Source organism: Rhizobium sp. ZPR4 (assembly GCF_040215725.1).
GTDB classification, from domain to species: domain Bacteria; phylum Pseudomonadota; class Alphaproteobacteria; order Rhizobiales; family Rhizobiaceae; genus Rhizobium; species Rhizobium rhizogenes_D.
The window spans coordinates 35,442-61,032 of sequence record NZ_CP157968.1 but is presented as its reverse complement, the minus strand read 5'-3'; the positions used below and the strand labels follow the sequence as shown (position 1 = coordinate 61,032).

Genomic DNA, 25,591 nt, shown 5'->3' with positions numbered 1-25,591 from the left:
AATGTATAATGATACCTAACACGGAGCGAGCCATGCCTGTCACCGCAATATCCGAGAAGCTGTCGATCTCGCCACAGCCGAGCATCGAGGACATCCAGTTGCTGGGCGAACGGGGGTTCAAGACGCTCATCAACAACCGGCCGGAAAACGAAGATTCTGACCAGCCTGGAACGCAGGGCGAAAGCCAGGCAGCCAAGCGTTGCGACCTGTCCTACGCATTCATTCCGATCACGCTCGGTACGATCACCGAGGCGGATGTCCGTGCGTTTCAGCGCGCCGTCGAAGAATCCAAAGGGCCGGTGCTTGCCCACTGCAAGACTGGCACTCGCTCGCTGAGTCTCTATTTGATCGGCGAGGTCCTTGATGGTCGCATGTCTATCGACGGGGTCGTCGAGTTTGGAAGCCGCTGCGGCTTCGACACCAGCGCGGCCGCGGCCTGGCTCAAGCAGCATGCTGCTCGCCGGCCGCAGGTAAAAGGCTTCTTCGACAAGCGTACCTGGAGTGTCCAGTACGTGGTGTCTGATCCCGAAACCCGCAAGTGCGCGATCGTCGATCCGGTGCTCGACTTCGATGAAAAGGCCGGAGCGACGGCGACCGTCAACGCGGACGCAATTCTCGATTATGTTCGCAGCGAGGGGCTGATGGTCGAGTGGATCCTCGACACGCATCCGCATGCCGACCACTTCTCCGCCGCCCAGTATCTGAAAGAGAAGACCGGCGCGCGGACTGCCATCGGCGAGCGCGTGGTCGACGTCCAGAAGCTGTGGAAGGACATCTACAACTGGCCCGAGCTTGCCACCGACGGCTCTCAGTGGGATCGGCTGTTCGCCCATGGCGAGACCTTCAAGGTCGGTTCCATCGATGCGAAGGTGCTGTTCTCGCCCGGCCATACACTTGCCTCCATCACCTATGTGATCGGCGACGCGGCCTTCGTGCACGACACGCTCTTCATGCCCGACAGCGGTACGGCGCGCGCCGATTTCCCGGGTGGGGACGCACGCGTCCTATGGAAGTCTATCCAGGACATCATCGCCCTCCCGGACGGGACGCGGATCTTCACGGGCCATGACTACCAGCCGGCGGGACGCGCCCCTCGCTGGGAGAGCACCGTAGGCGAGCAGAAGAAGTCCAACCCGCATCTTGCCGGCGTGACGGAAGAAGAGTTCGTAGCGCTCAGGACGAAGCGAGACAAAACACTGCCGATGCCCAAGCTCATCCTGCACGCCTTGCAGGTGAACATCCGCGGTGGGCGCCTGCCGGAGCCGGAAGCCAACGGCAAGTGCTATCTGAAGTTTCCGCTCGATGCATTGCAGGGAGCTGTATGGGAATGACCACCGATTTGAAGGCGATGATGAAGGCGGGGCTTTCTCCCGCCGAAATGGCCAGCCGGGCCGGAGAGGTGGCGAACCTTCTCAAGACGCTGTCACACCAGGCGCGCCTGATGATCGTCTGCACGCTGGTCGAAGGAGAGTACTCGGTCGGCGAGCTTGAAGAGAAGGTCGACATCCATCAGCCGCATCTTTCGCAGCACCTCACCGTGCTCCGGAGTTCCGGCATCGTCGAAACGCGGCGAGAGGGAAAGCAGATCTTCTATCGCCTGACGGAGGCGAAGGCCGCCCAACTGGTCGCCGCCCTCTATGACATCTTCTGCGTGAAGGAGGAGAAATGAGCGCCTATCTACCCTCTCTGGCCGGAGGCATGCTGATCGGCGCCTCCGCTGTCATGCTTTTGCTGCTAAACGGTCGGATCGCCGGGATCAGCGGGATCGTCGGACATCTCGCTCAAGGCGTCGGCCTGGCTACCAACCTCGCTTTCGTCCTCGGGCTGCTGCTCGGGCCGCTTGCCTACCTGCTTTTCTTTGGCGGCTGGCCACAGGTCGAAATCACTGCGGGCTGGCCGCTGATTATCACCGCGGGCCTGCTCGTCGGCTTTGGCTCCCGGATGGGCTCCGGCTGTACGAGCGGTCACGGCGTGCTCGGTCTTGCTCGTCTGTCGCCGCGCTCCATGGTGGCCGTCGCCACCTTCTTGATGGCCGGCGTGGTCGCCGTCGCAGTTCTGCGGAGTCCTGGAGTATGAAGAGGAACATCTACCAGTTCGGGGCCGCTCTCATCTCCGGCGTGGTGTTTGGTTTGGGCCTGTCGCTCTCCGGCATGCTGAACCCGGCTCGCGTCCAGGGCTTCCTCGACGTCTTCGGCGCATGGGATCCAAGCCTTGCCTTCGTTCTAGGCGGCGCCGTGGTCGTGGCGTTCATCGGCGTCCAGGCAATGAAGCGGATGCGGCATCCGGCTTTCGACGACGGCTTCCACATGCCGACCAACCGGCAGATCGACGTGTCGCTGGTCATTGGCTCGGCCTTGTTCGGCCTGGGCTGGGGCATCGGTGGTTTCTGTCCCGGCCCGGCCGTCGCCTCCCTGTCGGTCGGCATCCCGCAAACCGCCCTGTTCGTCGTAACCATGCTGGCCGGCATGACCTTGTACGAGAGAATATGGAGCAGACGGCCATGAGCCCCTCCACCCTCGCGGATGTCGCCGAACGGCTGCCGGCGATCGTCGGCAGCCTGATATCCAGAACGCGGTGAGAGCGCCACGCGGCCCGGCGTGCATTGTCCGCCCAGCGCTTGAAGATGCGGGGAAGCTCGCAGCATCTTCAGTCCTATTGTGCTTGCTTCTCAAACCAGAAACAAAGATCAACTGCGAGGCTGAGTCAGCGCCAGGGCGACCGTCGATGCAGCCAGGGCGGCGGTGAGGGTCAACGGCCCAACAGCGCCGTAGCGGTCGACGATATAGCCCCCAAACACCGCGCCGATACTGATGGCGACCTGAAACGACACGACCATCAGGCTGCCCGCCGCCTCCAGAGCGTCGGGTGCTCCGCGGGAAAGATTGGTCGGCAGTACCACCGGTGCCATGCCGAAGGCGAAGCCCCAAAGCGTGACGAAGCCGAACGCAATCCCGGTTTGAGCGCCCCAAAGCACCAAGGCAAATGCAGCAAACGCCGTTAACGCTGCCGTGACGACGAGTGCCAGGCGGATACTGGCGTCGGCCATACGACCGCCGGCAACGTTGCCGATCACGGAGGCGACGCCAAATCCAAGCAGCGCCAGGGCGATCGATCCGGTGCCTAGAAGCGTCACTTGTTCGAGGAAGGGACGCACATAAACCGAGCCGGCAAAATGGCCCGTCATCAGCAAGAAGATAGCAAGCATCCCCAGTTGAATGCCACGCCGCCGTGTCAGCCGGAAGACATCGGCGAGGCTATTGCTCGTGCTTGCAGGTAGTGTCGGCAAGCTGAGTACCTGCAGCAACATGGCAAGCGTGGCAAGCCCGGCGGTCATCGCCATAGCGATGCGCCATCCGAGCCAGTCGCTGATCAAAGCGCCGAGCGATGGTGCAGCTATCGTTGCGAGCGAGACGCCGAGGGTGACGATAGCCATGCCACGACCCGTGGCATTCGCGCCGACCAGCCTCGCCACGACCGCAACGGAAAGCGCCCAGAAACCGCTTATCGCGATACCTAATCCGGCCCGGCCCAACAACAGTAACCAGAAATCTGTCGCCAATGCTGCAAGAACATTGGATGCGATCGCCAATGCACTCAGACTGACCAACACCGTTTTGCGGTTCAGTCTGCCGATCAGAACATTGCTCAATAAGGCCGTGACAGCGCCGACGGAAGCGGTCGCGGTGACAACCTGTCCGGCTGTTCCCTCGGTAATACCGAGATCGTGCGCCAATGGCGTCAACAGGCCCGCTGGCAGGAACTCAGCCGATACCAGTGCAAAGCTGGTGGCTGCCATAGAAAGGACGGCAAACCAGGTCGTTGCGCTCCACGTGGATGGTTCCGGGGCATCCTGGTCAATTGCTATCCCGTCAAGTTGCGATGTTGTGTCCGTCATAGGTATCTCCATAAGTTGGGAGAGGTGATAGACGAACTATTCGGGACGGTCTGCGTCTTAAAATCCTAAATCCATGTCTATTCGTCCGGAACTTGTGCGTCGCACAACGCCCGGTGAGACGCTGGTGATGCGCTTGAAGGCGCGAGCGAAGGATGCTTCGGATTCATAGCCCAGCCGGGAAGCAACCTCGGCAACCGACATGCCGTTTTGCCCCAACAATTCGCGGGCAAGCTGCATCCGCAAACGAGCGAGATAATGGGCGGCACCTTCTCCCAACATAGCATTGAAGCGCTCGGCGAAGATCGAGCGCGACTGGCCTGCAACGCCGGCGAGGCTTTCTAAGGTCCAGTTGCGGCCAGGATCTCGATGCATGGCCACCAACACACGACCAACGTGAGGATCCCGGATGGCAGCGAGCCAGCCGGTGGTCGAGGCCCCGCTGCAATTGACCCAGCAGCGGATGAGCCGCGCTGCGAGCAAGTCCGCCATACGCGACAAGACAGTCGCGCTTCCCATCTGGGGCTGTGTCGCCTCCGCCGACATGGCCGCCAGCAACGGGCCGACGATCGGATCATTGCCGGCGACATCGCAGCCCCTGATGATTGGCGGCATCAAGGCGATCAAAGGGTTAAGCGCATGCGCCCCCAAAGCCATGGAGCCGCAGAAGAGGGTGCTAGTCGCACCCGTTCCGTCCCGCACCACGTCACAAATATTGCTTCCCAAACTCGTTATATGGCAACTCTTGCGCGAGTCCCCCTCAACATCTGGCGCGCTGGCCAACCGATGCGCGATGCCTTGCGGCAATAGAACCAGATCGCCAGCGTTCAATTCCTGCCATCCCTGAGCTTCGATATGGATCCAACACGGCCCCTGGCTGACAAAATGAAAGCGAAGCAGCTGCTGTTGCGGAAAGGCGATGCTCCACGGATGTCTGAGTTCGCAGCGTCCATAGCTCACTCCACTCAGGCGAAAGTCTTGCAGGACTTCGCTTAAGGCATCCATTGGGATATTTGGCGGCGACAAGGGTCGAGACGAATGATCAAGCATTCAGCCAATTTAAGTCTCGAACGTCCAGCATTCAAGCAGGTTGGCGACGCGTCAGAATTGGATTTCCTGCAGGTTAACGGTTTCCAATTTTGCCGAAAGCCGACAGTCCGTTGCCGCCACTGGAAATTCCGGCAATGCAAACTTCCTAGCTGATTGATTTCAATCAAATCTGAGATATTACGATTGCTGCCGGCATTGGAGGATGCCGCGAGAGGCCAGGGTGTCGGGAAGCTTCGCTATCGGCCGCTGCTGTTGGAGGAATTCGAGCCCATGAAAACGACGCGGCTGCGAGGTCGGCCGACCCTTTTTGATGTTGCCAAGCAAGCAGGCGTCGGTTCGGCGACCGTTGATCGCGTGCTGAATGAACGCAGCAATGTCAGCGAGGACGTCAGCAAAAGGGTTCTGCAAGCTGCCAGGGACCTTGGCCTGCGCCGCATGCTGCCTCACTCGCATCGACGCATGATCCGCCTCGACGTCGTTCTTGCCCGGCCGGAGCTGCCCCTGATCGGCAGGCTCGGCTATGAGTTCAGGCGCCTGTCGAGTGCGCTCGACCGGTCGATCATCATTCATCGGACGATCCTGGACGACGAGCGCCCGGAGACGCTTGCCAGGGCTTTGACGAAGACAACGTGCGACGCCGTCGTTTCCTACATGCCGGACCATCCGGTGGTTCATGCGGCTGTGGAGGATTTGAGCTCGAGAGGCGTTCCTCTGGTGACGGTCGTCTCGGATGTGCCCGGGTCCACGCGGATCGGCTATGCCGGGATCGATCACATCAAGGCCGGCCGGTCGGCCGGCTACTTCATAACGAGGATGGGGCGAGAGCCGGGCAAGATCGTCATTCTCTGCAATAGTTTGGGTTTTCAATCCCACTCAGACCGGATCAGCGGCTTCACCCGATACTTGGAAGAGAAGGCGCCGCAGTGGACGCTCGCCTGTATCGTTGAAGGTGGCGACGATCGAAATCGATCCGAGCTGGAACTGCGTCAGGCCTTCAAGGCATTTCCGCAAGCCGTGGCCATCTACAATGTAGGGGCTGCAAACATCGGGGTTGCCCGGGCTATCCGGGCGGACATTTTGCTGCAGAGGCCGATCTTCGTCGGCCATGAATTGACGCGCAAAACGGCCGCCTTTCTCCGGGAAGGGATCATGTCCCTGACGATCGATCAGAGCCCGGAGCTTCAGGTCAGGGCGGCCGTCAGCCTCGTCATGCGCCACTTCGAGGCACTGGGCTTTGACGGCGTATCCTTCCCACTCGATGCCGAAGTGCCGTTCATTCTCTATGGTCCGGAAAACCTTCCAAACACGCTTCCATTCTGATCTGCAGCGGTTGATTGAAATCAATCAGCATTGCCTTTGAAACCCGATCGAATTTTGGAAATCCTTCACCGATCGAGCGAGATGCCTGCGAAAGCAGCGAGGCGTCGTCGATTGGGAAGGAGAGATCAATGAGCGAGAATATTGCCCCGGTCCGCTGGGGTATCCTGGGTGCTGCGCGGATTGCCGACGGCGCCATCATCCCCGGGATGGCCAACAGCAGATATTGCGACCCTGTCGCGATCGGTGCGCGGAGCAAGGAGCGTGCGCAGGCGATGGCCGACAAGCACGGCATCGCCCGTGCCTATGGCAGCTATGAGGAGGTCCTTCTCGATCCGGCGGTCGAGGCCGTCTACATCGCGCTCCCCAATCATCTTCATGTCGAATGGACCCGCAAGGCGGCGGACGCCGGCAAGCATGTCCTGTGCGAGAAGCCTGCAGCCATGAACGCCGGCGAGCTGGCGCAGCTCAAGGGGTTGGACCCGAAGCTCAAGATTTCCGAAGCCTTCATGGTCCGCCAGCAGCCACGCTGGATCAAGCTGCGCGAGATCCTGCGAAGCGGTGAATTTGGGCGGCCGATGTCGTTCTCGTCGCTCCTGTCGTTCATGATGACCAACGAACAGGATTTTCGCCAGAAGCCCGAGTTCGGCGGCGGCGCCTATTACGACCTTGGCTGCTATACCGCGATGGCAGCACGTTACGTGTTCGGCGCCGAACCGAAGCGCGTGTTTGCGGCCGTCGAGCGCAACACCGGCGGGATCGACATGTTCACCTCGGTCATCCAGGACTTCGGCGATGGCCGGCATGCGACCTTCATGGTCTCGCTGGCCGAGGCATCCTGCCAGTCGATCCAGATCGTCTGTGAACGCGCCTTCATCCAGTTGCCGCAGGCCTATGTGCCCTCACGGGTGAACCCGAACACGATCGCGATCGACACCTCGGCGGATCATGCGAATTCGAACATTCATACGCTCGAATTCCCGCCTCTCGACCAGTACGAGGAGGAGGTCACGAACTTCTCGAAGGCGATCCGCGGCGCGGATGTCCCCTATTTCGACATGAATGATGCACGTGCCAATGCAGCTGTCGCAGATGCGGTCTTTGCCTCCGGAAAGAGCGGGACCTGGATTGACGTTGGAGGAAACTGAAATGGCCATAAAACTTGCATTGATCGGTGCCGGACGCATCGCAAAAGTCCATTCGAAGGCGATCGCCGCCAGCCCCGACGCCGAACTCGTGGCCGTCACCGACGCGCTGCCCGAGGCGGCCGAGGCTCTGGCGCTTGCGACCGGCAGCAAGGCCACCGAGCCGGACGTCATCGCGGCAGACAGGAATGTCGATGCCGTTCTCATCTGCACACCGACTGATACGCATGCCGACCTTATTGAAAAATTCGCGCGCGCTGGAAAGCACGTCTTCTGCGAGAAGCCGGTCGATCTTGATCTGGCGCGCGCCGAGGACGTCGTCGCGATCGCCAAAAACGCCGGCATCCGTCTCATGCTGGGCTCCAATCGCCGCTACGATCCCAATTTTGCCGGTGTCCGCGCCGCGATCAATCAGGGCCGCATCGGCGACGTCGAGATGGTGACGATCACCTCGCGGGATCCCGGCGCGCCGGATATCGCCTATGCGTCGCGTTCCGGCGGTATCTTCCGCGACATGACGATCCACGATCTGGACATGGCTCGCTTCATGCTGGGCGAGGAGCCGGTGGTCGTGTCCGCGCACGCCTCGGTGCTGGTCAAACCGGAACTGAAGGACATCGGCGACTTCGACAGCGCGACCGTTATCCTCGAAACGGCCTCCGGCAAGCAGGCGATCATCACCAACTCCAGGCGCGCGTCCTATGGCTATGACCAGCGCGTCGAGGTTCACGGGTCGTTGGGCGTCGCCCGCGCCGAAAACCAGCTCGAGAACATGGTGGTGATCGGGACACAGGAAGGATATTCGAGCGCCCCGCTGCAGAACTTCTTCATGACCCGCTACACCGCCTCCTATGCAGGCGAGATCGCCGAATTCATCGCTGCCTTGAAGGAAAATCGCGAACCTGCAACGACGGGGCGAGACGGCGTGATCGCGCTGAAGCTCGCTAATGCCTGCGTCGAATCTGTCAAGCAGGGAAAACGTATTCGAGTCTAGGCAAGATGTCGGAAGCGCGTTCTTGGAGGGACGCGCTTCCCTTACGGTGACATGGTTTCAAAACCATCGGGTTCGAGCGGAAACAGATGCCCGGGTGGCTGGTGGTGCGCTAGTGCCTTTTGGAGTGCACTTTCGTCGGTTCCTCTTGCGTCTGAGACTGGACTGTCGTGCGCCTGATGACCAGCGATGGGGCGATCAGCACATGCATCGCCGGCTCGTCGGGTTTCTGCATGCGGGATAGGAGAATGTCGAGGCTCTGGCTGGCCATATAGTGAATCGGCTGGCGGATGGTGGTCAGCGACATTGTCTCGGATTCGGCGAATGGGATGTCGTCATATCCGACGACCGCGACGTCCTCCGGAACACTGATGCCTTCTTTCAGCAGACGACTGAGGACCCCGAGCGCTTCCAGATCGTTGGAGGCGAAGATGGCGGTCGGGCGCGGTGTTTGGGCAAGAATGGCATCCATCGCCTCGACGCCGCCGTCAAGCGTATGGCGTCCGGAGTAGACCTTGGGTGAGAGCCCTTCCGCCTCCATGGCGGAACAATAGGCCTCGCGTCGCCTCTGTGAGCCGGCATAGGGGCCGCCGTCGATGTGGACGATGTTGCGGTGCCCAAGCTCGATCAGATGGCGAACGATGAGGGAAGCCCCGAGATGGTCGTCATTGCTGACGCTGTCGATCCGCTCGTTGGAAAGATGACGTCCGAAGTAGACGACGGGCAGATGGCGGCCGATGCGCTCGATTGCTGCGGTGGATTCTGGCGAGCCGATCAGAATCAGACCGGCGACGCGCTGGGCGACGAGGGACTGGATTGCCTTTTCGGCTGCCGGGTCCGAGTGACCTTCCAAAGAGAGAAGCACTTCGAACCCTTTTTCTCGCGCCAAGGCATCGATGCTTTTCGCTACGGCTGCAGTGAAGGGGTTCAAGATATCGGACAGAAGCACGCCAATGGTGCGTGTGCCGCCGCTTGCGAGCCTGCGCGCCGAAAGATCGGGCGTGTAATTCAGTTCCTCGGCGATCTTCAGGATCCGGGCGCGTTTGTCGGGATGCACGCCTGGATCACCGCGCAGAGCGAGCGATGCGAGCGACCGTGAAACGCCGGCTTTATTTGCGATGTCCATCAGGGTCAGTTTCGTCGGCATCTTGCTCATCGGTCTTCTTTCATCATGTCGATGCGGCGAACGGGAACGCGACGGCAGCCTGGCCTGCGGATCCGGTCGAGGGCATCGCCACGCTATAACACATTGTTGCCGGCCGCGTGATCCACTGCCAATAGCCATCCACCGGTGCATCGTCCGGTATCATGGTTTGATGTCTGCTCGTCCTATCACGTCCTTCTTCCGCCGATGCGAGTTTCCTTGGTCGACCTCGGTGCCGCGACTGGGAAGCCAGGGCCAGCCTTACCGGGGCAATCGCGTCACGTGGCTTGCCTGGCGCTCTGCTCGATGCCGAAGCGCAACGTTGCGGCGGACGTTGCGACCGCATCCTCGGCAGCCATGGAATAATCCTCGTTCTCGATGGAAATGACGTCGTCGTAGCCGACGGCGCGCAGCGCGCGAACGATGTCCAGCCAGGCGCGGACCGAGCTGCCATGGCCAAGGGATACAAAGTTCCAGTAGCGCGGATGGACCGGCGTCACGTGCTTGGTATCAAGCAGTCCGTTTACCCTTGCGGCCGGCTCTATTCGAGAATCCTTGCCGTGGACATGATAAATGCATTCGCCCAGAGCCTGGATGGCACTTACGGGGTCGCCGCCCATCCAGATCAGATGCGAGGGATCGAAGTTTACGCCGACTGTCGGGCCGACGGCGTCTCTCAACCGGAAGAAGCTTTCCGTGTTATAGACGACCTGCCGGCCGTGCTGCTCCACGCAAAGACGAATGCCGGCTGCCTCGGCCTTGGAGGCGAATTGTTTCCACCATGGGATCACTCTCTCGCTCCACTGCCATTCGAGGATCTCCATGGCCTCAAGAGGCCAGGAGGAGGTAATCCAGTTGGGGTGACTGTCGCCGGGGGCACCGGGAAGCCCAGACATCATCACGACCCGCCGCACACCGAGAAGCTTTGCCAGTTCCAGCGTCTTGTAGGCAAGGTCCGTGTCGTCCGGGCCGACCGGGCCAGGGTGGAGCTGGTTGCCGGAGCAGTTGAGGGCCGAGATTTCCAGTCCGCGCTCGCGCAGCTTGCCAGCCAATTGATCGCGTTGCGAGGAACTTGCCAGCAATGCATCAATTTTGAGATGCGGCGCGCTCGACCAGCCCCCCATGCCAAACTCGACGCAACTCAACCCAAGCGCTGCGACCTTGTCCAGGCACTGGTCGAGATCGAAGGCGCCGAAGCCATCGGTATTCAAGCCAATTTTCATTGGAGATCCTTCTCATACATCCATCAGACCGGAGACCGGTTCACCCTCACCGAAGAGCCGCCGTCTGCTGACGCCTGTATCGCATCCAGCACTTCGGCGGCGCGAAGGCCGTCAAGCAGCGTCCCGTCGGAGATCGGACGGGCTTGCGCGATCGCCGCGAGAAAGTCGTGGATCATAAACCCGAAGACCTCTGCATATCCGACCGCGACGCCGTCGAACGGGACCGGCAGCATCGATCCGACATTCGGCGAGGATGGGCGGTTGAAAACGGTTGCGAAGGGCGTCTGGCCGGTGCCGTCGAAGCGCGCGATCTGGTACTGGTTGATCGATTGCGTCGAGAAGCGCGCGGTCGCTTTCGTTCCAAAAACCTCGAAGGAAAGCGTGTTGCCCATGCCGATGGCAACCCGACTGGACGAGAACAGACCCTGAGCGCCGTTGTCGAAGCGCAGCAGCGCGGACATGACGTCGTCATTGTCGACGGGGCGGCGGTCCGAACTCAGCTCGACCCTGCTGTGCCCGACGGTTGCGGAGGCGGGCAGGAACCGCTCCTTGATCGAAATGGTCGATACGGCACCGGCGACTTCCAGAACCTCGCCACAGAGAAAGCGGGCAGTGTCGATCGCGTGGGTGCCGATATCGAGCAGTGCCCCCGGTCCGGCCCGATGGCGCTCATATCGCCAGGAATGGGGAAGCTTGGGGTCCGCCGCGTATTCGCACTGGAATTGAACGAGGATATTGACGATCTCACCAAGTTCGCCTGCCGAGATCATGTCGCGGATTTCGGTGACGGCCGGAATGCGGCGATAATTGAAGACTGTTGCGGCGCAAGCCTTCGAACTCTTGCTCTTCTCGTACAGTCCGCGTGCCTCGGACGCGGACAAGGCGAGGGGCTTTTCGCAAAGAACATGCTTGCCCGCGGCAAGGGCTGCTTCGACCGCTTCGACATGGAGAAAATTGGGCAATGCAACGCTGATGATGCCGACCTGCGGGTCCGAGATGACCTCCTTCCAGTCGGAGACCGTCCGAGAAAAGCCAAAGCTCTCTGCCAGCTGTCGAGCAAGGGCTGCATTCGGATCTGCAACCACGGACAGGTTGAGGCCCTCCAGGCGCGATGCAAATCGCGACAAATGATTCCGATAGCCGAACGCGTGCGCGGCACCGATCATGCCGGCGCCGACGATTCCAATTCCGTTGCTCACTGTAAACCTCCCTTTGCGTCCAATGACGCCGCTTCAATCAAATGGAGCAGGATCACCAATATTGGAACGCTCCAAATCAGTCAATTGGAAATTTAGAGAGGGACGTGCGCCGATCAAGCATTCGTTATTGCGCATGAGTTCCAAGTCTATGCCGCTGTGAGTGTTGATTGCTTGGTGGAAAGCCTCCTTGATAGCTTTATGCAGATAGCGTTATTTTTATAATAAATACAAATATTTGTAAGGATTTCTGCAATTAGACGCGCAGTTCGGTCGGGCGGTCCTGGCAAATGCCTCGTTCTGCTGACGTGATTGCGGACGCGTGTTGAGGTGGCCGTTGCCGTCCTGCCGATACCGTGGCTGTCGGCATGAGGTGAGTTGATCTTCCAATTGACAAATTTGGAGCGCTCCAATATTCAGTGATGAAAGCCGCAACCGGGAGGGTGCGGTGAGATTGGGAGTGGCGATTGGCGCCAGAAATGCTGGGAGGTTCGTTGTTTCCCGCAGATGCATCGGCTGCAACGGCAATAGCGCTCGCAACGCGGATGCCCCTTCATCGAAGGGCTCTTGTGGTCGTCGGTTCCGCAGCGTCAGGTGGTGTGCTCCTGATTGAGAAAAGACAGCCCTGCCTTGCCGGGAAGGCAGCGGATCTGTGGATGACGCCAACGCGCGTCGAAGTTGGAGGTCCCGCCGTCGTGGCGGGCAAAGGAGGAGAGAACAATGAAATTGAAAACTCTTACAAAAGTGATGCTCGCGGCGGCGGCATTCGCGCTTGCTGCCGGGCAGTCGCATGCTGCGAATATCGCTGTGATCGCCGGCTCCGCGCAGGATGCCTTCTTCAATGCCGTCAAGAAGGGCGTGGATGATGCCACGACGGTCGTGAAGGCGCACGGTGGCTCCGTTAGCTATATGACTGTTCCCAATTACGATAATTTCGGGCCGGACCTCGTCGGCCTGATCAATACGGCGATCAGCCAGAACGTCCAGGGCATCGCAATTCCTATCTGGGTGCCCGAAGCGCAGATTCCCGCCCTTAAGGAGGCTGCAAAGAAGGGCATCAAGATCATGCTCTACAACACTCGTACGGGCGACAAGAGCCAGGACGCCATCGGTCTGAATTATTTTGGCACGGATGAGGCCGTAGCGGGGAATGCGGGTGGTGCTTACCTGGCAAAGCAGGGCGCCAAGAAGATTCTCTGCGTTATCCAGGTCCCAGGTGCAGTCAATCTGGAAACACGTTGCAAGGGGGTGGGTGATGGCGCCAAGGCCGGCGGTGCGGAAGTCGAGCCATTGAGACTGCCCTCGAGCGTCCAGTCCGATATGGCGGGTACGGCAGAGGCCATCAAGGCCGAGCTGCTGAAGGATCCGTCGATCGACGCCGTCATGACCCTTGGTGCACAGACCGCCGACGCTGCTGCAATGGGCATCCAGCAAGCGGGCGTTGGTGACAAGGTCAAGCTTGGCACCTTCGATCTAAGCGCATCCGTACTCGATCGCATCAAGAGCGGTCAGCAACTGATGGCCATCGATCAGCAGCCATATCTGCAGTCTTTCTTCGCCACGACCGCGCTTGCCGCCAACATCGACTACGGGATGGAGATACCGACGAATCCGGTGCTGACCGGTCCGGCGATCGTCGATACGTCCAACATTAGCGCAGCTCTGAATGGGGTTCAGAACGGCGTTCGTTAAGTACGCCATGAGATTGCCGGTCAGCTCTTCCATGCAAGGGCTGGCTTTAAGGCAAAAGATTGCAAGTTGGACATGCGGGGAGGCGCATTATGGAAAAACTATCTATCGACAATCTCTTGAGACGGCCGGAGATGGGCGCCTTTCTCGGCGTGGTGTTTGTCGCGGTGTTCTTCACCGTTTTCGGCGGCGTATTGTTCCTGTCGCCGAACGGCATCGCAAGCTGGCTCAACGTTGCAGCGAACCTGGGCATCATCGCCGTCCCCATCGGCTTCCTGATGATTGCCGGCGAACTGGACATTTCGATCGGCGCGATGGTGCCGGCATCGTCGATGTGCATTGCGATCGTATCCGGCTATTACGGTCTGCCCATCGCCGTCGGCATTGTCGTGACGCTCGCCTTCGGCGCGCTCATCGGGCTCATCAACGGGTTAATGGTCATCCGCACCGCGGTGCCCTCCCTGATCGTCACGATGGGCACGCTGTTTGCCGTTGCCGGACTGATGCTGTTCCTGTCGATTGTCCTGACGAAGACGACGTCACTGTCCATGATGTCACCGAGCTGGGCGAAGGCGATCTTCGGCAGCTACATCGGTAGCGGGTTTCAGGTGATGATCGTCTGGTGGCTTCTGCTCATGGTGGTTTATTTCTTCTTCTTGCATCTTTCGCCCTGGGGCAATTGGGTCTTTGCCCTTGGAGGCGACCGGATTTCCGCCCGCAATGCCGGCATACCAACGAGCAAGCTGACGGTAGGTCTCTTCATCCTGTCGTCGCTCTCTGCCGCTTTCGTCGGCATGTGTCAGACGATTATGTATAGCTCCGCTCAGGTGTCGACCGGCCAGTCGTTTATCTTCAATACCATCATTTCGGTCGTCGTTGGCGGCGTCCTTCTGACCGGAGGGTTTGGTTCGGTCATCGGAATTTTCTTTGGCACGATTACCTTCGCGATCGTCAATCAGGGCATCTTCTACACCGGCTTCGATCGCAATTTATCCAGCCTAATCATCGGTGTGATGCTGCTCATCGCCGTCCTGATGAACAACACTTTCCGTCATATGGCTCTCAACCACACGACCAAGAAGAAGGGAGCGAAGTAATGGCCACGCCCATTCTATCCTTGCGGAATGTCAATAAAAGCTTCGGCCCGATCGAGGTTTTGAACGATATATCCATCGACATCAAGGCTGGAGAAGTTCTTTGCCTGCTCGGCGATAATGGTGCCGGTAAATCGACCTTGATCAGAATCCTTTCCGGCGTGCACCAGCCCAGTTCGGGTACCATTCTATTCGAGGGCAAGCCCACGACATTTCCCACGCCGAAAGTCGCCGCGGAACAAGGGATTGCAACGGTGCACCAGTTTGGCGGCACCTTCCCGCTGATGTCGATCGGTCGAAGCTTCTTTGTTGGCGTCGAGCCGACAAAGGGGTGGGGGCCTTTCAAGATATTCGATCGCAAGAAGGCAAATGAGATCGCGGTTCGCGCGGTTCGCGACTTCGGCATTACCAGGATCGATGATGGCGACCGGCTGGTCGGCGGCCTTTCGGGCGGCGAGCGGCAGTCATTGGCGATTGCTCGCGCCGTACACTTTGGCGCGAAAGTCCTGATTCTCGACGAGCCGACGGCAGCTCTTGGCGTCAAGCAGGCGACGCATGTTCTGCGGATCGTCAACGAGGCGAAGCGTCGTGGCCTGGCGGTCGTGTTCATTACCCACCAGGTCATGCACGCAATGGCCGTCGGCGATCATTTCGCCGTGCTGATCCGCGGTGCTGTGGCGGACGACTTCCGCAAGGGCGAGAGAAGCCGCGAACAGATCACCGATCTGATGGCCGGCGGAGAAACGATGGCGGACCTGGAGGCTCAGATCGAGGGAACTAATCAGAGCCAGGATCGAACCTCCATGGTGGTGTGACCGAGTTCATGGAATTCGCCTGAGTGATTGGGCTTCCATCGCTATGAAATCCCGGGTGGAACACGACCGGGAGAGACAAGAATCGGCAATTCCATTCGGTCGGGAATAACAATCACCTGCGACGGCATTTCAGCGCCGTTGCTGGAGCCGGCGAGAGACCACCCGATCTTCGCGCCTGCGAGACTTTTGAGGGGGCGGGCGCAAAAGCTAATTTGGGCTGGTTTTGAAGAATATGGAGATCCGCGGGTGAAGACAACGGAACTGGTGGCAATCCCTAGAACGAGATTTTGTACAATATCGCAGATTGTAACCATGACGGGCTATGGGCGGGCGACCGTGCATCGCGCACTCAAGAACGAGCAATCGGTTTCCCTTGAGGTGAGAACAGAGATCTCGCACGCCGTACACAAGTTGAATCGACAAGCGATATCTCGCTACGAGACCGAACTTGGGCGATGCTAGTCGACTATTTGAGATTTATTTCCTTGTTCGCGACTGCAATCAGTCGATGGCTGCGGTTCAGATCCCCTCTGGAGCAACTATGCGTGCCGCCGAGATTATCGGCAGCGATCATGGAAACAGCTTTAGGGCAGCGTAGGATAGGCTCGTGCGTTGTTTGACGCCGGACGGCGAGGCATAGTGTTACGGCTATGACCTGTTTGGACGCCGGGTGTGGAAGGTCCGGGAACTCATACCAGGCGAGGCGCGCCGGCATTTGCTGCCTCTCGCTAATACGCTGACTGCATCGAAGACACAGGCTGAATATCCGCCGTCAGCCACTGTACGATCCACTAACAACGCCACACAGGCGTCCAATCATCTAGTCTGCCGATCGAAATCAACGTCAGCATGGTGACAGAGTGCGCCGAAATGGTGTGGCATTCGCGCATCATTCTCCGCAAAGTAGAAAAAGTCGGGTTGGCAAAGTCGAATTAGTCCAGTACAAAAAATTTCACCGCTGCAAATCAATCAAAGGAGGCGTTGCATGACACCAGCATTCATCAAAACGTCTCCGTCCGGAATGACCCGATACTAGGTCATTTCCGTTCGTGACCGGCCACGGGCACGACATCATGCGGTTTTTTGTTTCCTTCACAGTTCGATCAATCTGCCGGGGCTAGCTCGTCTTCCGCTTCGGCCGTGTCTATCAACTCTCGATTTTGGGGCCGGCTGCCGGAACACGGGGTCGGACTGGTTAAAATGACTCGCAAGAAGCTCGACTTCCGTGCCGATGCGTATCGCAACGTGCTCGGCTTTGTTTTTCGTCAGTGGACCCATCGTCCCACTCTGGTGGGTACAATTATTCTGCTGGTAATTGCCAGCACCCTTGCCGAAGTTCTGGTGCCGGTATTTTCAGGCCATATCGTCGATGCAATTGCTGGCGGCAATGAAGCTGACGATGCAATCCGTGCCTTCGCTATCGTCGTAACTCTGGGCCTGACGAGCGTCACATTGCGCTGGTTTATCTTCGATGGGATCATCCGTCTGACGCTGCGCATCATGGCGGACGTGGTCAATAACGGCTTCTACAAGGTGCAACGGTTCTCGACCGATTGGCATGCCAATAGCTTTGCCGGTTCGACGGTGCGCAAAATCACCCGCGGCATGTGGGCGCTTGACGCGCTCAACGACCTGCTGCTGATAGCTTTGCTGCCTTCGATCGTCATGCTGGTGGGCGCCAGCATCGTGCTCGGCACTTATTGGCCGATCATGGGCCTCATCGTCGCTGCAGGGTCGCTGATCTATATCGGCGTGACGGTCTTGCTTTCGATGGGATACGTGTCGCCCGCGGCAAAGCTCGCCAATGCCTGGGATACCAAGTTGGGAGGCGCGCTGGCGGATGCCATCAGTTGCAACTCGGTGGTGAAGGCTTTCGGCGCTGAAAGCCGCGAAGAGGAGCGCTTGCGCCATGTACTGGCCAAGTGGGACAGCCGAACGCGGCGGACGTGGAGGCGCGGGACACTGAATGGCACGATCCAGGGCTTCATGATGGTCTCCATGCAGGCTGGGATTCTTGGTACCGGCCTTGTCATGTGGCAGCGGGGGCTGGCGACACCAGGCGACATCACATTCGTGCTGGCGATGTTCTTCGTTCTGCAAGGTTATCTGCGCTCAGTGGGGCAGGATATCCGAAACCTTCAGCGCGCCGTCAACGACATGGAAGAACTTGTCCTGCTCGACAAAACGCCGTTGGGAATCGAGGACGGGCCGAACGCGAGGGTCATCACGATTGGTAAGGGCGAAATCGTGTTCGATCGCGTCACCTTCCAGTACGGCGCCCATCCTACTCCGCTTTATGATGATTTCTCGGTCACCATCGAACCGGGCGAGCGGGTCGGATTGGTGGGGCATTCTGGTTCGGGCAAGACGACCTTCGTCAAACTCATTCAGCGCCTCCATGACGTGAAGTTCGGCTCGATCCGAATTGACGGACAGGATATCGCCGAGGTCAAGCAAGCGAGCCTGCGCGCTCAGATCGCTATCGTGCAACAGGAGCCGATCCTGTTTCATCGCACGCTCGCCGAAAACATCGCCTATGGGCGGCCGAATGCCTCACGGCGCGAGATCGAGAACGCGGCGAAGCAGGCCAGCGCACATCATTTCATCATGAGCCTGCCGAAGGGATATGAGACGATGGTAGGTGAGCGTGGTGTCAAGCTGTCGGGCGGCGAGCGTCAGCGTGTCGCGGTCGCTAGGGCTTTTCTGGCTGACGCGCCCGTGCTGATCCTGGACGAGGCGACCTCCAGCCTTGACAGCGAGAGCGAAGTGCAGATCCAGCAGGCTATGGAGCGTCTGATGGAGGGACGCACGACGCTGGTAATCGCACACCGGCTTTCGACTGTGCGGGCACTGGATCGACTGCTGGTCTTCGACAAGGGAAAGATTGTGGAAGAGGGCGATCATCAAGCGCTCATTCGCCTGAACAACGGCATCTATCGCCGGCTGTTTGAGCGACAGGCGCTAGAGCTGACCAAGGGGCTGGTGGCATGAGAGGAAGAGCCGGTATGTTGCGTCCAGCTGCTCGATACAAATGAAGTCTCGGAGGCCGTTGTCACGTCCTTCAATCGAGGTCTGTCGTCTTCGGTCCAAAGTGGCCCTCTGATGGCAGACCTTGATTGGAAAGCGGTCACGTCCGGGTGGCTCTGCACTCATCGATCCAGTCCCGCGGAAGGACATTCACCGCGATGTTTGCCTTGAAGGGATAGAACGGCCGCATCCTGTAACTCCAACTATATGGCACACAGTTCCTCAAAACAGCTGCGTGAATATAGAACTGAAGATCGCGCGGGCCTGATGCAAGGAGGTGAAGAACGAGCTTTGTATAACCTTGTCGACATGGGAAGCAGCGGTCGTTTCGGTCCTCCTCGAAGTGCCATAAATGCCTGCCGATATTGCCGCCAATAACATCCACGCAGTTATGAAAGGCTCGGGCCGGAATTCCAGCCAAATGAACGGCGTGATAAATGGCGGCCGCTATGAGACTTCCGACGAAGAATGCATCCAGACATCTCTTGCCCGGCCTCGTATAATGATCTGCGTCATCCAGAGGCGAGATCAGGTCCCCACATAATAAAAGCGAGCAAATCGAATACGCGAAAATCAGATAAATAGCGGCCTGCAACTTATTCATCTATTTCGTTCACGGCCCTCACGTAAAAGATAAACTGCTCGGAATGGGTGGTTGCATCGTTAGCGTTTCGCCGCTTCACACGCGTAAATGAAAAGCAAGTTTGCGACCTCCACGAACGGCGTATTCCTGCTATCGGTCCTGAGCGGTTTTTCAAAGCGGTATTCTACGCTCGACGATTTTCCGAAAATACGCGATGTCGAACGGAATCGCGTCGTCATTGAAGTCAAAATTCGCATCATGGAGGCCAGCGCTGTCTCTATTTCCAATAAGCATGAAGGCGAAGTCTTCGGAGCCCATCAATGGTTCCATGTTGTCGTTGACGTTCTCGACCCCAACCAGCGATCTCGCCGCGCTAACTGCGAAGGCGGTTTGATCGCCATGGTTCACCGTGGGCGGGAACATTGGCTTATATGTCACTGTGGCATTGGAAGTTTGCTCCGATGAGGCCCAGGACACGTTCCATCCTGCTCTTCAGCGCTTGGTTTCGTTCTCGATTTTGGGACGAGTAGCGGGAAAACACATGCAAACGCGCAGACCCGGCCCATTGTCTTCGAGCGTGATAGGCGCTCCATGGAGGTCGGCGATTGCCTTTACGAGACTGAGCCCTAGTCCATTGCCTGGCGTCGTTCGGCTTTTGTCCAGGCGGTAAAGCCGCCTGAACACCATCTCGCGCTCTTCTTCGGGAATGCCGCTGCCGTTATCGGCCACGCAGGCACGATAATGTTGTTCTTCAGGTGCCAACGATAGGGTAATGGTCGTGCCGGGCAGGCAGTGGGTGATTGCGTTTTCGACAAGATTGACGAAGAGCTGCGTGAGCAATTCCCGGTCGCCATTTATCGTACAGGAGCTGGACGCAAATGGCTCCAATGTCAGGCTTTGCCCATTGTCTTCGGCGACATCAGCGTAGATTTCCACGATCGCCGTCATGACGGCCCAGAGATCGACCGGTTTGAAGCGTGTCTTTCGCGCGCCTGCCTCGATCTGCGAGATGCGCAGCAGGGCTTCGAAGGTTGCATTGATCCGGGCTGTTTCGTCGCTGGCGTCAAGAAGCAGGTCTTCTACATTTTCCGAGCGTTCCAGACGCTGCAGCGCCCGTTCGATGGTCAATCCAAGCCGGTTGAGGGGTGTCTTCAAATCATGCGCTATATCCGTGCTGACCTGCCGCATTCCCTCAACGAGTGCGGAGAGTCGGGCAAGAGCGTGGTTGATATGCTTGGAGACAACATCGATATCGTCGCCACTGCCGCGGATCGGAATTCGCCGGGCCAGATTCCCCGCCGAGACGTCGATCAGAGTTTGCTCGATCGCTTCCAATCGGCGCTGTGTGCGCGTCGCAAGCACGGTTCCGCCCATGACGATTGCCGCGACGATGATGACCGAGGCCCAGGCGAAGCTCATCAAAGCAATCTGCTCGATCCGATCGGTTTCTCGGTAGCTCTGGCCGACGACCAGGCTGTTGCTGCCGACGTTCCCAGCGACAAGACGCATCGGATCGTCATCACCAAGTCCGAACAGGGTCGCGGGAACGGTCGAAAGCCCAGGCTTCACAGTCGCGGCGCGAACATTTCCGGCGAGCTTTTCTCCTTTGCTATCGAGCAAAAGAAAGACCTGATCTTCCGGGCGCTTGAGGATCGAATAGGTGTCTACCGCGGCGATGAGATCCTCCAGGTCGTTTGAGGAATAGGTCGAGGCCACCACCGAATAGGTGTCCTTGATGGACACGTCGAGCGATCTTGCCAGCTCGCGCGTCATCAGGCCGTAGGCGACGAAGCCGGCGATGAGGAAGGCGATGATGAAGAAAAGCCCGAAGGATATCGCCAGCCTGAACGGCGTGCTGCGCAGCAATCTATCGCGGTGCATGTATGCAATAGCCGGTGTTGCGGACTGTGTGGAGGAGGGGAACATCGAACGGCTTGTCGATCTTTGCGCGCAGCCGGCTGATATGGGTCTCCACCACGCTCGTCTTCGGATCGAAGTGAAAATCCCACACGCTCTCCAAAAGCATAGTGCGCGTCAGCACGCGGCCCTCGCCACGCATGAGAGCCTCCAGTAAGCTGAATTCCCGCGGCTGCAGATCGATGGCAACCCCACGCCGATGCACCTGGCGCTTCACGACATCGAGTTCAAGATCGGCAATTTTGAGCACGGTCTTCCGGTCCTGGACCGGCGGCCGGCGCGCCAGGGCATTGACGCGCGCCAGAAGCTCGGAAAAGGCAAATGGCTTGGTCAGATAGTCATCTCCGCCGGCTTCAAGCCCCTCGACCCTGTCGTCGACGCCGCTGACCGACGTCAGGAACATTGCCGGCGTTTTGACCTTTGCGGCTCTCGCAGCCTTCACCAGGGACAGACCATCGAGCCCTGGAAGCATCCGATCGACGACCAGCACATCATATGGTTCCCTGGTAATCTGAAAGAGCGCATCTGTGCCGTCTGAGAGGATGTCGCAGATATGGCCGGCCTCATTCAGTCCGCGAGAGATGTATTCCGCGGTCTTCCGATCATCTTCCACCACCAGGATCTTCATGCCCGTCCAGGCTCCATCAATGCACAATACGACTGCTGTCTAGACATGCCTCAAGAAGGTGTCTGCAACCTGAACGGCTTCTTACAAATGTGTAAGGATGAGCGCCGCCGCACAGCGGCATTCCTTACGAAACGGTATTATTTGAGCAAAGGCTGCGTAAAGACGGCCGCATAGAACATGGGATGTGGTCGCATCTGCGGTGTGGCCAACGATCAACCACGCGGCAGTCCAGCCGCCTATCGGAGTCTCCCCATGACCAAGCGCAATGTAATCCGCTCCCTGAGCGCTGCCTTCTTTTGCCTTGCAGCCGCGCTTCCCGTTGTCGGGCACGCGGCCGCCGCCCGTCCTTGCGAAGACGTGCTCAAGGATATGCGCACGGCGAAAGCATCCGCAAACTTGACGCCCGATGCCAAATCGAAGGTCGATGCGCTGGAGGCGAAAGCCGTCGAGCGCTGTAATGCAGACGACGACAAGCGCGCCGATGCCTTTCTCCAAGAGGCAATGACGCTGATGGGCAAGTAAAGCGGGGATATGTCATGAGCTCGCTTTCATATGCCATAGGAAGCAATGTCCTCAATCGGGTTCCGCGGGTCACCGGCGACTTCTGGCTGATCAAGCTGCTTGCCGTCACGATGGGAGAGACTGCCGCCGATTATCTCGCCGTCAACCTAGGCCTCGGCCTCACCACAACATCCGCGATCATGACCGTAGTGCTGATCGGCGCGCTTGCCTTGCAGTTTCTGCAGGGGCGCTACGTGCCCTGGGCCTATTGGACCGCCGTCGTCATGATCAGCGTCGTCGGAACGCTTTTGACCGACAATCTGACCGACAATCTGGGAGTGCCTTTGCAGGCGTCGACCATCGGTTTCACCATTGCTCTCGCGCTCACTTTCTTCATCTGGTGGAAGAAAGAAGGCACGCTGTCCATTCACTCGATCTTCACGGCAAGACGCGAGGGGTTCTACTGGCTGGCGATCCTCTTCACCTTCGCGTTGGGCACGGCGGTCGGCGATCTGATCGCAGAGGTCTTCGGTCTGGGATATATCATGACCGGGCTGATTTTCCTCGGCATCATTGCCGTCATAGCGATCAGCCATTTCAACTTCGGCATGAACGGTATTCTGGCTTTCTGGCTGGCTTACATCTTCACTCGGCCGCTCGGTGCGTCTTTCGGAGACCTTCTTTCCCAGCCGCTGGAATATGGCGGCCTGGGATTCGGAACGATTTACACGAGCGTCCTGTTTCTGGGTGCCATCATAGTGACCGTCATGTACATGACAGTCACCTATCAGCCTGAAACGGCCTCGGACGCCGAATAGGATCGTTTTTAGAACGGACTAGCGAGCCTCAGCGTCGAAAAAAGGTGAGGCTCGTATCGTTCGCCGTAATGAATGACTCACGGTGGGAAAAGCCTCTTGACGCTCTTTGTCCGCATGCCGGCGGGTCGTCGGAGGTTTTTCCCGTCGAAATTTTGCATCTCTCGAACACGTGATATCGGTTGCTTTTTCCTATCGTGTTTCAACACCCATTGGGTGATTTATCACCGCTCCCCCCGCATCGGCTTCGGTCGGACATTGAAGATTTCCCGCGACAGGATCGTGGATGTCGAGCACGCTATGCTCTGCCGATTTTGCTGAAAAATCTGGGTCTTATCCGATGGTGGCCAAAATCTTCGTCGATGTCCAATTTGTAAGAATCCGGCAAAGCGCAGGGAAGGATCATTGCTTAGATTTCAAGTGGCTGGCGATGTCGGCCGATGGCTGATTAGGCCACAAAACCCTTGTAAATCAAAGGAGTGAACTATGCTGAAGAGATATTTGGCGATCGGTGTTCTGGCAACATCGACGCTTGCTGCGGGGATGGCGCTTGCTCGTGATGAGACGGGCACCATCACCAATATCAACGCGAAAGCGGACCAGATTACGCTGTCTTCGGGAACAACGGTAAACTTGCCGGAGAATATTGAAGTAGAGTCGTTCAAAGTCGGCGAGCGGGTTGCCGTTCATTACGATGTCCAGAAGTCCGGCGCTGCTCTTGCATCGAAAGTAAGTCCCGTAAAATAACGGTGATCTGGATTTACCGGGCAAGACGGATGCTTGCTGGCGCGCCTGAAAATTCGTGGTTGAAGCGATATTTCTGGTGTCATCCGGGCGGGCTAATGCCCGCCCGTCATCCGCTCCATTGCTGTCGGGCTGGAACTAGACCCAACTGCTAATTAATGGCGTCGCGATCGTCGTTTGGATGGTCTTCAGTTCGATACCTTTCACGAGCTTAGGTAGATGAAACATCACCGCACCAGCTGTGCAGCCATGGGTCGTCGAAGAATTAAAATCCATGAAAGATGATATAGGCGTCCTAATCTTGTTGTCGTGAGCACCGCTGTTGAATAGCCGGCTTCGATTTGGGACGTCATCACACAAGCAAGGCACCGAATACGCATTGCCTAGTTGTTGGTGTATCTCTTTTGGTCAGTCGCCAGGCAGCTCGCTATCTCCTCAATCTTCGCCCGTTGAGTTCGTCTTCTGGCAATTCATTTGCATCGATACGATGCCCTTCTCACGGATCTTGCAAATTGACGCCGAACAGCTCCCGATGCATGTGCTCGACTGCGATGCCGATGCCGCCGATCAGAGCTGCCCGATTGCCAAACTGACTGATCTCGATGCGAGGTGGATAAGGCGTGCAACGTGGCAAATATCTGCGAATAGCTTCAACAAGTTCGGGGCGCGCACCGATACTGCCGCCCATGATCACCAGTTCTGGGTCGAGCGTTGTACCTATTGCGGCAATGGCAAGCGCAATCGATCGCGAAGTTTCCTCGATCACGGCGACCGCGGCTGGCTCGCCCGCCACCAGAGCCGAAAAAAGATCTGCTACAGTTGCCTCGCCCTGCCCACCATATCCGGAATAGCGTCGCACCATTGCCGCACTGCCCACGGCGCTTTCAAGGGTGCCAAGAGTAAAGCCGCCCGGATCAAATGGCTCCCCGCCGAGAGGTAGATAGGCAATCTCCCCGGCGGCACCGCGTGCGCCGCGCATGAGGCTACCATTTGCAATGATGCCCATACCGATACCGGTGCCGAGTGCCACGAAGGCAAAATTATCTGATGTGGAGCCGTGCCCTCGCCATCGTTCTCCCTGCGCAGCAAGATTGACGTCGTTTTCGATGATGACCGGGATTGCCATCCGGTCGCTCAAGAGTCGGCGCAAGTCAATTGTTTCGACTCCCGGGATGTTCGGGGCGACGTTGATGTGTCCGGTGACCGGATCAAGCACGCCTGGCGTACCCAGCACTATGACGCGCAATTTGGAGAGATCGATGCAGGCGCTTCGGGCAAGGTCCTGTATAATGGCGTGGAATTGATCAACCAGATGGATCCCGCCGCGCGAGCTTGTCGGCACTTTGGTTTCGGCAACGATATTTCCAACCAGATCGCAGATGATAGCGGCGATCTTGCTTCCACCTAGATCGATGGATGCAGCGAAACCGGCACTTGCATCGAGTTCATAGGTTATCGCGGTTCGCCCCAAGCGCCCATCGGTGTATCCGGTCGGCTTCAACCAACCATTGTTCTCCAAATTGCGAACGACATCGGAAATCGTTTGCTTGGACAAACCCGTTTGCTTGGCAATATCCGCGCGGGAAATAGGGCCTTTTGCAAGTATGGTCCGAATAACGGAATTTGTTGAGATTTTTCGCGCTATCGGTGTCTGGGTCGCATTAGGCATGATTGCTGACTCGCGCTCCGCCTCTAATTAGTTCGGGACCTTTGCCTAATCCAACTATCTCGCGCTGTGGCTTTGTCAACTTCAAGTGAAAAACCCCGAAATCCAAGTGAATCTCAGTCGTTTGGCTAAACCAAATCATTTAATTTGTCCA

23 protein-coding genes are annotated in these 25,591 nt (G+C 58.3%); 14 read left to right on the top strand and 9 right to left on the bottom strand.

Translation table 11 applies throughout. The features are described from left to right. Positions 1-32: 32 nt before the first annotated feature. From blh to ABOK31_RS19765, 4 genes are read left to right on the top strand one after another with little or no spacing between them, the layout of a single operon-like run. Positions 33-1,331: a bifunctional sulfur transferase/dioxygenase Blh gene (blh, locus tag ABOK31_RS19780; protein WP_349960145.1), complete on the top strand. Its 1,299-nt coding sequence runs from the start codon at positions 33-35 to the stop codon at positions 1,329-1,331. Further along, the gene (bigR, locus tag ABOK31_RS19775) at positions 1,322-1,669 is read left to right on the top strand and encodes a sulfite-sensing transcriptional repressor BigR (protein WP_349960143.1); all 348 of its coding nucleotides are present in this window, start codon (positions 1,322-1,324) and stop codon (positions 1,667-1,669) included. Before blh ends, bigR begins: the two co-directional genes overlap by 10 nt. Beyond that, complete coding sequence (locus ABOK31_RS19770) at positions 1,666-2,076, top strand: YeeE/YedE family protein (protein ID WP_349960141.1); 411 nt, start codon at positions 1,666-1,668, stop codon at positions 2,074-2,076. The genes bigR and ABOK31_RS19770 overlap by 4 nt, the downstream gene beginning before the upstream one ends. Then, entirely contained in the window at positions 2,073-2,504 is a 432-nt protein-coding gene (locus ABOK31_RS19765; RefSeq protein ID WP_349960139.1) for a YeeE/YedE family protein, read from the top strand. The genes ABOK31_RS19770 and ABOK31_RS19765 overlap by 4 nt, the downstream gene beginning before the upstream one ends. A gap of 182 nt (positions 2,505-2,686) precedes the next feature. Here the strand turns inward: ABOK31_RS19765 and ABOK31_RS19760 are convergent, their stop codons facing one another. After that, on the bottom strand, positions 2,687-3,895 hold the full coding sequence (locus ABOK31_RS19760) for an MFS transporter (protein WP_349960137.1): 1,209 nt from the start codon (positions 3,893-3,895) through the stop codon (positions 2,687-2,689). Between the two features lie 57 nt (positions 3,896-3,952). Further along, positions 3,953-4,942, bottom strand: coding sequence for an AraC family transcriptional regulator (locus tag ABOK31_RS19755; RefSeq protein ID WP_349960135.1), 990 nt, complete (start codon positions 4,940-4,942; stop codon positions 3,953-3,955). Between the two features lie 270 nt (positions 4,943-5,212). Here ABOK31_RS19755 and ABOK31_RS19750 point away from each other — a divergent pair, with 270 nt between their 5' ends. The 3 genes from ABOK31_RS19750 (at position 5,213) to iolG (ending at position 8,398) form a co-directional block, all read left to right on the top strand. Continuing rightward, a complete protein-coding gene (locus ABOK31_RS19750; protein ID WP_349960133.1) occupies positions 5,213-6,262 on the top strand; it encodes a LacI family DNA-binding transcriptional regulator in 1,050 nt (349 codons plus the stop codon). A gap of 128 nt (positions 6,263-6,390) precedes the next feature. Continuing rightward, positions 6,391-7,407 carry a Gfo/Idh/MocA family oxidoreductase gene (locus ABOK31_RS19745; protein ID WP_349960131.1) on the top strand — a complete coding sequence of 339 codons (1,017 nt, stop codon included), beginning with the start codon at positions 6,391-6,393 and terminating at the stop codon, positions 7,405-7,407. A gap of 1 nt (position 7,408) precedes the next feature. Then, on the top strand, positions 7,409-8,398 hold the full coding sequence (iolG, locus tag ABOK31_RS19740; protein ID WP_349960129.1) for an inositol 2-dehydrogenase: 990 nt from the start codon (positions 7,409-7,411) through the stop codon (positions 8,396-8,398). A gap of 109 nt (positions 8,399-8,507) precedes the next feature. Here the strand turns inward: iolG and ABOK31_RS19735 are convergent, their stop codons facing one another. The 3 genes from ABOK31_RS19735 to ABOK31_RS19725 all read right to left on the bottom strand — a co-directional run bounded on the left by ABOK31_RS19735 (position 8,508) and on the right by ABOK31_RS19725 (position 11,961). Next, on the bottom strand, positions 8,508-9,551 hold the full coding sequence (locus ABOK31_RS19735) for a LacI family DNA-binding transcriptional regulator (protein ID WP_349960127.1): 1,044 nt from the start codon (positions 9,549-9,551) through the stop codon (positions 8,508-8,510). Between the two features lie 266 nt (positions 9,552-9,817). Next, positions 9,818-10,762 carry a sugar phosphate isomerase/epimerase gene (locus ABOK31_RS19730; RefSeq protein ID WP_349960125.1) on the bottom strand — a complete coding sequence of 315 codons (945 nt, stop codon included), beginning with the start codon at positions 10,760-10,762 and terminating at the stop codon, positions 9,818-9,820. A 23-nt stretch (positions 10,763-10,785) separates the two neighbouring features. Next, entirely contained in the window at positions 10,786-11,961 is a 1,176-nt protein-coding gene (locus ABOK31_RS19725; protein WP_349960123.1) for a Gfo/Idh/MocA family oxidoreductase, read from the bottom strand. A gap of 717 nt (positions 11,962-12,678) precedes the next feature. Here ABOK31_RS19725 and ABOK31_RS19720 point away from each other — a divergent pair. The 4 genes from ABOK31_RS19720 to ABOK31_RS19705 all read left to right on the top strand — a co-directional run bounded on the left by ABOK31_RS19720 (position 12,679) and on the right by ABOK31_RS19705 (position 18,547). Further along, positions 12,679-13,650, top strand: a complete 972-nt coding sequence (locus ABOK31_RS19720; protein ID WP_349960121.1) for a substrate-binding domain-containing protein — start codon at positions 12,679-12,681, stop codon at positions 13,648-13,650. An 89-nt stretch (positions 13,651-13,739) separates the two neighbouring features. Beyond that, the gene (locus ABOK31_RS19715; RefSeq protein ID WP_349960119.1) at positions 13,740-14,744 is read left to right on the top strand and encodes an ABC transporter permease; all 1,005 of its coding nucleotides are present in this window, start codon (positions 13,740-13,742) and stop codon (positions 14,742-14,744) included. Further along, complete coding sequence (locus tag ABOK31_RS19710) at positions 14,744-15,556, top strand: ATP-binding cassette domain-containing protein (RefSeq protein WP_349960117.1); 813 nt, start codon at positions 14,744-14,746, stop codon at positions 15,554-15,556. Before ABOK31_RS19715 ends, ABOK31_RS19710 begins: the two co-directional genes overlap by 1 nt. A gap of 1,200 nt (positions 15,557-16,756) precedes the next feature. After that, on the top strand, positions 16,757-18,547 hold the full coding sequence (locus ABOK31_RS19705) for an ABC transporter ATP-binding protein (RefSeq protein WP_349960115.1): 1,791 nt from the start codon (positions 16,757-16,759) through the stop codon (positions 18,545-18,547). A gap of 790 nt (positions 18,548-19,337) precedes the next feature. On the opposite strand, the gene ABOK31_RS19700 is transcribed toward ABOK31_RS19705, so the two are convergent. The 3 genes from ABOK31_RS19700 to ABOK31_RS19690 are packed head-to-tail and all read right to left on the bottom strand — an operon-like array spanning position 19,338 to position 21,711. Further along, complete coding sequence (locus ABOK31_RS19700) at positions 19,338-19,643, bottom strand: M20/M25/M40 family metallo-hydrolase (protein ID WP_350019292.1); 306 nt, start codon at positions 19,641-19,643, stop codon at positions 19,338-19,340. Between the two features lie 15 nt (positions 19,644-19,658). After that, positions 19,659-21,047, bottom strand: a complete 1,389-nt coding sequence (locus ABOK31_RS19695; protein ID WP_349960111.1) for a HAMP domain-containing sensor histidine kinase — start codon at positions 21,045-21,047, stop codon at positions 19,659-19,661. Continuing rightward, positions 21,034-21,711, bottom strand: a complete 678-nt coding sequence (locus ABOK31_RS19690; RefSeq protein ID WP_174180828.1) for a response regulator transcription factor — start codon at positions 21,709-21,711, stop codon at positions 21,034-21,036. Before ABOK31_RS19690 ends, ABOK31_RS19695 begins: the two co-directional genes overlap by 14 nt. A 252-nt stretch (positions 21,712-21,963) precedes the next feature. Between ABOK31_RS19690 and ABOK31_RS19685 the strand changes: the two genes are divergently transcribed. The 3 genes from ABOK31_RS19685 (at position 21,964) to ABOK31_RS19675 (ending at position 23,774) form a co-directional block, all read left to right on the top strand. Beyond that, positions 21,964-22,233, top strand: coding sequence for a hypothetical protein (locus ABOK31_RS19685; protein ID WP_174180826.1), 270 nt, complete (start codon positions 21,964-21,966; stop codon positions 22,231-22,233). A gap of 14 nt (positions 22,234-22,247) precedes the next feature. Next, on the top strand, positions 22,248-23,030 hold the full coding sequence (locus ABOK31_RS19680) for a hypothetical protein (protein WP_349960108.1): 783 nt from the start codon (positions 22,248-22,250) through the stop codon (positions 23,028-23,030). A 483-nt stretch (positions 23,031-23,513) separates the two neighbouring features. Continuing rightward, entirely contained in the window at positions 23,514-23,774 is a 261-nt protein-coding gene (locus ABOK31_RS19675; RefSeq protein ID WP_349960106.1) for a DUF1344 domain-containing protein, read from the top strand. Between the two features lie 493 nt (positions 23,775-24,267). Here the strand turns inward: ABOK31_RS19675 and ABOK31_RS19670 are convergent, their stop codons facing one another. Next, on the bottom strand, positions 24,268-25,440 hold the full coding sequence (locus ABOK31_RS19670; protein WP_349960103.1) for an ROK family transcriptional regulator: 1,173 nt from the start codon (positions 25,438-25,440) through the stop codon (positions 24,268-24,270). Positions 25,441-25,591 lie beyond the last annotated feature (151 nt).

Bases quoted from the DNA above. Each gene is read 5' to 3' on its own strand.
- blh (WP_349960145.1), top strand. From the start codon at position 33: ATGCCTGTCACCGCAATATCCGAGAAGCTGTCGATCTCGCCACAGCCG.
- bigR (WP_349960143.1), top strand. From the start codon at position 1,322: ATGGGAATGACCACCGATTTGAAGGCGATGATGAAGGCGGGGCTTTCT.
- ABOK31_RS19770 (WP_349960141.1), top strand. From the start codon at position 1,666: ATGAGCGCCTATCTACCCTCTCTGGCCGGAGGCATGCTGATCGGCGCC.
- ABOK31_RS19765 (WP_349960139.1), top strand. From the start codon at position 2,073: ATGAAGAGGAACATCTACCAGTTCGGGGCCGCTCTCATCTCCGGCGTG.
- ABOK31_RS19760 (WP_349960137.1), bottom strand. From the start codon at position 3,895: ATGACGGACACAACATCGCAACTTGACGGGATAGCAATTGACCAGGAT.
- ABOK31_RS19755 (WP_349960135.1), bottom strand. From the start codon at position 4,942: ATGCTTGATCATTCGTCTCGACCCTTGTCGCCGCCAAATATCCCAATG.
- ABOK31_RS19750 (WP_349960133.1), top strand. From the start codon at position 5,213: ATGAAAACGACGCGGCTGCGAGGTCGGCCGACCCTTTTTGATGTTGCC.
- ABOK31_RS19745 (WP_349960131.1), top strand. From the start codon at position 6,391: ATGAGCGAGAATATTGCCCCGGTCCGCTGGGGTATCCTGGGTGCTGCG.
- iolG (WP_349960129.1), top strand. From the start codon at position 7,409: ATGGCCATAAAACTTGCATTGATCGGTGCCGGACGCATCGCAAAAGTC.
- ABOK31_RS19735 (WP_349960127.1), bottom strand. From the start codon at position 9,551: ATGAGCAAGATGCCGACGAAACTGACCCTGATGGACATCGCAAATAAA.
- ABOK31_RS19730 (WP_349960125.1), bottom strand. From the start codon at position 10,762: ATGAAAATTGGCTTGAATACCGATGGCTTCGGCGCCTTCGATCTCGAC.
- ABOK31_RS19720 (WP_349960121.1), top strand. From the start codon at position 12,679: ATGAAATTGAAAACTCTTACAAAAGTGATGCTCGCGGCGGCGGCATTC.
- ABOK31_RS19715 (WP_349960119.1), top strand. From the start codon at position 13,740: ATGGAAAAACTATCTATCGACAATCTCTTGAGACGGCCGGAGATGGGC.
- ABOK31_RS19710 (WP_349960117.1), top strand. From the start codon at position 14,744: ATGGCCACGCCCATTCTATCCTTGCGGAATGTCAATAAAAGCTTCGGC.
- ABOK31_RS19705 (WP_349960115.1), top strand. From the start codon at position 16,757: ATGACTCGCAAGAAGCTCGACTTCCGTGCCGATGCGTATCGCAACGTG.
- ABOK31_RS19695 (WP_349960111.1), bottom strand. From the start codon at position 21,047: ATGCACCGCGATAGATTGCTGCGCAGCACGCCGTTCAGGCTGGCGATA.
- ABOK31_RS19690 (WP_174180828.1), bottom strand. From the start codon at position 21,711: ATGAAGATCCTGGTGGTGGAAGATGATCGGAAGACCGCGGAATACATC.
- ABOK31_RS19685 (WP_174180826.1), top strand. From the start codon at position 21,964: ATGACCAAGCGCAATGTAATCCGCTCCCTGAGCGCTGCCTTCTTTTGC.
- ABOK31_RS19680 (WP_349960108.1), top strand. From the start codon at position 22,248: ATGAGCTCGCTTTCATATGCCATAGGAAGCAATGTCCTCAATCGGGTT.
- ABOK31_RS19675 (WP_349960106.1), top strand. From the start codon at position 23,514: ATGCTGAAGAGATATTTGGCGATCGGTGTTCTGGCAACATCGACGCTT.
- ABOK31_RS19670 (WP_349960103.1), bottom strand. From the start codon at position 25,440: ATGCCTAATGCGACCCAGACACCGATAGCGCGAAAAATCTCAACAAAT.